Consider the following 5,562-nt stretch of genomic DNA (forward strand, 5'->3'; position numbering starts at 1 on the left):
ATGCAGATTCAGAAACTCCCGGCGGGTGTATTGTTTCGCTTGTGGATTCCATACCGGCGGATAATAGTCTATATAAAGACTGAGCTTCCCACTCTTCAGCTTCTTCTGTCTCAGCGCTCCTCTCATATATTCCCGTATTTGGTGGTTAAATAATCTATCACGGTTTGCCGGTGAAAAAGAAGACTACGCCCTACTTTCAGTTTGGGGAAATCTTCATCTTTTATCAACCGAAATAAAGTGCGTTCGCTGATGCTGGTAAGAGTAGATAGTGCCTTAATATCTATCAAGTCACCCAACGGCTTTGAGACTGGGGTATCAACCAACCTGGATTTAGAAAGCAGTTGAGTGTTTGTTTCTGCCTCTACTTTCTGTACACGTTCTTTCTTCTCACGTAATTTATAATTGCGGCGGGCGCAGGTAAGCGAACAGAATTTGGTTACTGTCTTTTGGGCGATGAACACTTCTCCGCAATGCTCACAAATCTTCTTTATCCTTAAATGACTACTCATTTTTTAGAAGTTGAAATTGGAACTATTGGGAGGCTACTGTCTGGGGATGAACTAAACTGTCTATTACTGTCTTATACTGTCAATTACTGCCATTATTTCCCTATTTCCCCATGTACATTTGTACCTCCGTATCTTATTACTAATTTAGAGGTTTAATGTTCAACAACAAAATAAAACGAAGGAAAAATCAGGCATCCTGTCAAGATGCAACACTGATAAGCATTACGTTAGGTAAATAAAGAAAAGTAGATGTAAATAAAAGAAAGGGGTTACTTCCCGATACAAAACTTACTAAAAATATAATCCAGCCTGTCCTCATTTGTCACCTCCCCTGTTATCTCCCCAAGATAATGCAAACAAAGCCGGATATCCAGTGCCAGCAAATCGCCTGGCAGCCCATTGTCCATTCCCTGTTTCACATCCAGTAACGACTTCAATACTTCCTGCAGGGCGGCATGGTGCCGGGCATTAGTGATGATGGTATCTTCTGTATTAACGTCTCCTGCCAATACCTTGCGTACCAATGCGTCTTTCAGTTCCTGGATATGCGCATGATTCTTTGCGGAGATAAAAAGTATTTCGGGGATGGAGGCAAATTTAGTGCGGATAGCTGTTTCACCGGTAACATCTGTTTTATTTCCTACCAGGAGATAATTAACGCTTTGTGCTTCAAAAGCAGCAACCTGGTTACGTATGTCCGCTTCCGTGAGTTCATTCACATCAAACAGGTAAACGACAACGCCGGCTTCACGGATTTTCTCCATGGTTTTCTGCACACCAATACTTTCAATGGTATCGAGGCTTTCGCGGATACCGGCAGTATCTATGAGCCGGAAAAGGATACCGTCTATGTTTAGTATTTCCTCGATGGTGTCGCGGGTAGTACCGGCAATGTCGCTGACAATGGCGCGGTTCTCGTTCAGGAGGGTATTCAGCAGAGTGGATTTACCGGCGTTAGGCTTCCCTACTATTGCGGTGTTTACCCCATTTTTGATAACATTCCCCATCCGGAAGGAATCAATGAGATGTTTAACGACTCCGGTTGCATTGGAAACAAGGGTATATAAGCCCGTACGATCGGCAAACTCCACATCTTCCTGGCTGAAGTCCAGCTCAAGCTCGATCAGGGCGGAAAAGGTGATTAATTGCTCCCGCAGGGTGTGTAATTCTTTAGAGAACCCACCACGCATTTGCTGCATGGCTGTTTGGTGTGAGGCGGCTGAATTGCTGGCTATAAGGTCGGCTACAGATTCTGCCTGTGTAAGATCCAGTTTACCGTTCAGGAATGCCCGCTGGGTAAACTCACCTGGTTTGGCCAGACGCGCGCCTGCTTTAACAGTGGCGTCAATAATTTGTTGCTGGATATAGGGAGAACCATGACAGGATATTTCAATCACGTCTTCCCCGGTGTAGGAGCGGGGGCCTTTGTAGAGGCTGAGTACTACTTCATCGATGATGTGCCCGTTGGAAACGAGGTTACCGAAATGCAGGGTATGACTGGCTTGCTGCAGCAGGTCTTTCCCCGGGAACAGCACGTTGCAGATAGTGTAGGCGTTGGAGCCGCTGAGGCGTATTACCGCAATGGCGCCAAGACCGGGAGCTGTTGCCACTGCCACAATTGTATCATCAAATCCTGTTAATTTCCCCAGCATACCGTTTTAATTTACTAATTCTTAAAGGGCACAAATTTACACAGAATCGGGGCCATCGCCAATTCCTGAAAATCAAAGGTCCCGTTCCAACGATGTTGAAACGGGACCTTTGAAAAATATGCTGATACAGTACTACTCCTGCAAAGTAAAGCGGATAGGGAGGTTGAACTGTACAGAAACCTGGCGGCCATTTTGCTTACCAGCTTTCCATTTAGGCATGGTTTTCACCACGCGCACAGCTTCTTCTTCCAGGCCACCACCTTTTGCGGCGCCTACTGTTTTTACGTCTTTAATGTTTCCTTCAGAATCTACTACGAACTGAACGAATACTGTACCGGAGATACCGTTTTCCTGCGCAACGCGTGGGTAACGGATATTTTTGCTCAGGTACTTGGCCAGTGCTTCCTCACCACCCGGGAAGGTTGGAGGCTGCTCTACGAAAGTGAAGATTTCCTCTTTTGCAGGAGCAGGAGGCGGACCTACCACACCGGTACCTTTACTGTCTTCCAGCAATCCCGGATCAATACCGTTTGGATCACCGTCTACAGTTTTAGTGCTGATGGCTTTATCTTTAATATCCTCATGTTTCGGAGGTTCCTCATCCGGTGGTACTTCATTATCCTTCTTAATTACAGGAGGAGTGAACTGTACTGACGGTTTTACCGGTGGTGGTGGTGCAGGCGGTGGAGGTGGCGGAGGTGGCGTTTTCGGATCATCCGGTAACTTCACATCCTCCATCTTAATTTCCTGGATCACCGGCTTCTTCGTGTTTTCACCCTCAGAAGCTTTAACCCACTGTGATATCATATACGTTGCAAAGAATATTACAAACAATGACGCGGTTCCCAAAATGGCATTCCGCACACGCTTATTATACTGTCTCCGCAAATCGTACGCCCCATAATCCTTGTTCCTGCCGTCAAACAGGATATCAAGAAAATCGGACTTTAAGACTTTAGCAGAATCCATTGTTGTTGTTTTATGATGGATGCAAAAAAATAAATTAGTTATTTAGCCGGCGGAGCTGCAGGAGTACTGGGAACACCGTTAGCTGCTTCTGTAGACTGTATCCATTTTTTATCCTGGTCACTGATGTCTACGGTTGCGTAACGTTGAATCCTGTTGATGGCCATTTCATCAAGAATATCTACGAAATTCTTGTAGTTAGCTTCATCATCAGCTTTAATAATCACCACAACATCTTCCGGTTCACCTTTTGCATTTCTCAGTTTGGACACTTCATCCCTTTTCCTGATGATTTCATCTCTGATTCCTCCGGTGTTGGCAAAAGATGATGCCTTGAAGAAATCAGGATTAGCAGAGGCATTCGGGTCTTGTGCCAAACCTTCGTAATAGTAAACACGATTATCTTTTCCGAGTAAAATGGTCAGGGCCGTACTTTCTTTTACCTTGTTCTGGTCCTTTTCATTTTCGGTATCCTTTGGCATGATCAAGTCCATTGTTTTGGGCTTGGACATGGTAGTGGTCAGCATGAAGAAGGTAATCAGGAGAAAACCTAAATCCACCATTGGTGTCATATCCACACGGGTCGACTGTTTCTTCGATTTCGTTCCACCGTGTTTCTTTCCACCGCCACTACTGCTGGTATCCATTTCTGCCATAGTAGCCAATTTTTTTAGTTCTTAAATCAGCAGCCTTCCAGGTCAGGAAGTATTTACTGCCGTTTACTTCTTAGGTGCATTTGCCTCTTCCCAGGCAGCTGTACCCTTGGGTGCTTCTTCCAGGTTGGTAACCAGGTTCAGCTTCTGGATATGCTTCTTTTTGAAGGTATCCAGGATTTCCTTGATCTTGGGATAAGGAGTCTGGTTATCTGCTTTAATACAGTATTTCAGCTTTGCAATGCTTCCGCCTTGGGCTGCAACACCATATTCGATCCAGGCACCTAACTCATTATTTGCAGAATCTGTAGGTATTCCTTTATCCAGTCCTGATTTTTTACGCTCGTCCTCAGAGAGGGAAAGATATTGTTTCAGGTCTTTAATAGCTGCTCCTACGCTGGCTCCGGTCACAAAGCTTTTAATTTCTTTATCGCCCAGGCCCAGTTTGTACTGCGTGTTCAGATCTTCTATCAGCTTCTTTCTTTTGGGCTGACCATCCATGCTGAAAAACACTCTGCCGTCCTTATCTACTGTGAATAATAACACATCAGAATCAGGTAAAAGGGTGGTGTTAATAGAGGATGGGGTAACTACTGTTACCGGTTCATCCGGTTTGAACTTAGTCGCCAGCATAAAGAAAGTTAACAGCAGGAAAGCCACATCACACATTGCTGTCATGTCAATGGCGGTGCTTTTCCTTGGCATTTTAACTTTAGGCATCTTTACTCTGTTTTATGATTTACTTTAAATAGATTCAAAACCGCTCAAATTCCATAAATAATCCGCGATTATTTGTGGTTTGCAGCGAAGCTCTGAGTTAAAGTAAAGCCAGACTCATCGATAGCGTAAGTGATGCTGTCAATATTGGTAGTGAAGTAGTTGTACATTACGATCGCAATAGCAGATGTACCGATACCCAGTGCAGTGTTGATCAACGCCTCAGAGATACCTAACGCCAGCTGTGCAGAATCCGGAGCACCACCGGAAGACATTGCAGAGAACGCCTTGATCATACCCAATACTGTACCGAACAGACCCAACAGGGTTGCTACTGATGCAATGGTAGACAGGAACACCAGGTTCTTTTCCATCATTGGCAGTTCCAGTGCGGTGGTTTCTTCAATTTCATTCTTAATGGTCAGGATCTTCTGTTCTGTATCCAGATCAGCATTGGTAACCATTTCTTTGTACTTTTTCAGACCTGCTTTCAGTACGTTTCCTACAGAGCCTTTCTGTTTGTCGCATTCAGCCAGTGCTGCATCTACATTTTTGTTAGCCAGGTGATACTGTACTTTACGTACCAGCTCAGAACCACTGAATTTACCTTTTGCTTTTGACAGATACAGGAAGCGCTCGATCACGAAAGTCAGACACACCAGTAATACTGAAATCAATACCGGTACTACATAACCTCCCTTGTAAACAGTACCAAACCATTTACCGATACCTGAATCTATAGGATGTCCATCGGGATTATTACCCTGGAAGTTGGCTGGATTACCTAATACAAAAAAGAAAAACAGGAATCCTATCACTAAGCAGATAGGCACAGCCAACGTTGCGAACAGGTTGGATGACTTTTTAGGTTGATGAGAAGAAGCCTTAGCTGTAGCTGCAGTCACAGTTGTTTTAGTCTCAGCCATGTTGATTGAAATTTTAGTGTTAAAAATTAAACTATTGTTTGTTAGAAGTTACTATTCTCTTTAAAATGCCCTTCAGCACTCAATTTACTGTTTTAATCAGTGATTCGCAAAGTTATACGGTTGGTCCAAAAAAACAAGT

6 protein-coding genes are annotated in these 5,562 nt (G+C 44.2%); all 6 read right to left on the minus strand.

Features of this window, described 5'->3' with window-relative positions; all coding sequences use genetic code 11:
* Window positions 1–122 precede the first annotated feature (122 nt).
* The 6 genes from VN105_RS16165 to VN105_RS16190 all read right to left on the minus strand — a co-directional run bounded on the left by VN105_RS16165 (window position 123) and on the right by VN105_RS16190 (window position 5,423).
* Complete coding sequence (locus tag VN105_RS16165) at window positions 123–509, minus strand: helix-turn-helix domain-containing protein (RefSeq protein WP_325642564.1); 387 nt, start codon at window positions 507–509, stop codon at window positions 123–125.
* A gap of 269 nt (window positions 510–778) precedes the next feature.
* A complete protein-coding gene (mnmE, locus tag VN105_RS16170; protein WP_325642565.1) occupies window positions 779–2,161 on the minus strand; it encodes a tRNA uridine-5-carboxymethylaminomethyl(34) synthesis GTPase MnmE in 1,383 nt (460 codons plus the stop codon).
* Between the two features lie 132 nt (window positions 2,162–2,293).
* Entirely contained in the window at window positions 2,294–3,130 is an 837-nt protein-coding gene (locus VN105_RS16175; RefSeq protein ID WP_325642566.1) for a TonB family protein, read from the minus strand.
* Between the two features lie 38 nt (window positions 3,131–3,168).
* Window positions 3,169–3,783 (minus strand): biopolymer transporter ExbD, encoded by a 615-nt coding sequence (locus VN105_RS16180; protein WP_325642567.1) that lies wholly within the window; start codon window positions 3,781–3,783, stop codon window positions 3,169–3,171.
* Between the two features lie 63 nt (window positions 3,784–3,846).
* The gene (locus VN105_RS16185) at window positions 3,847–4,500 is read right to left on the minus strand and encodes a biopolymer transporter ExbD (protein WP_325642568.1); all 654 of its coding nucleotides are present in this window, start codon (window positions 4,498–4,500) and stop codon (window positions 3,847–3,849) included.
* Window positions 4,501–4,568: 68 nt separating this feature from the next.
* A complete protein-coding gene (locus VN105_RS16190; protein ID WP_079470957.1) occupies window positions 4,569–5,423 on the minus strand; it encodes a MotA/TolQ/ExbB proton channel family protein in 855 nt (284 codons plus the stop codon).
* Window positions 5,424–5,562: the final 139 nt, after the last annotated feature.

The sequence above is a fragment of the Chitinophaga sp. genome (genome assembly GCF_035564935.1).
GTDB lineage: Bacteria > Bacteroidota > Bacteroidia > Chitinophagales > Chitinophagaceae > Chitinophaga.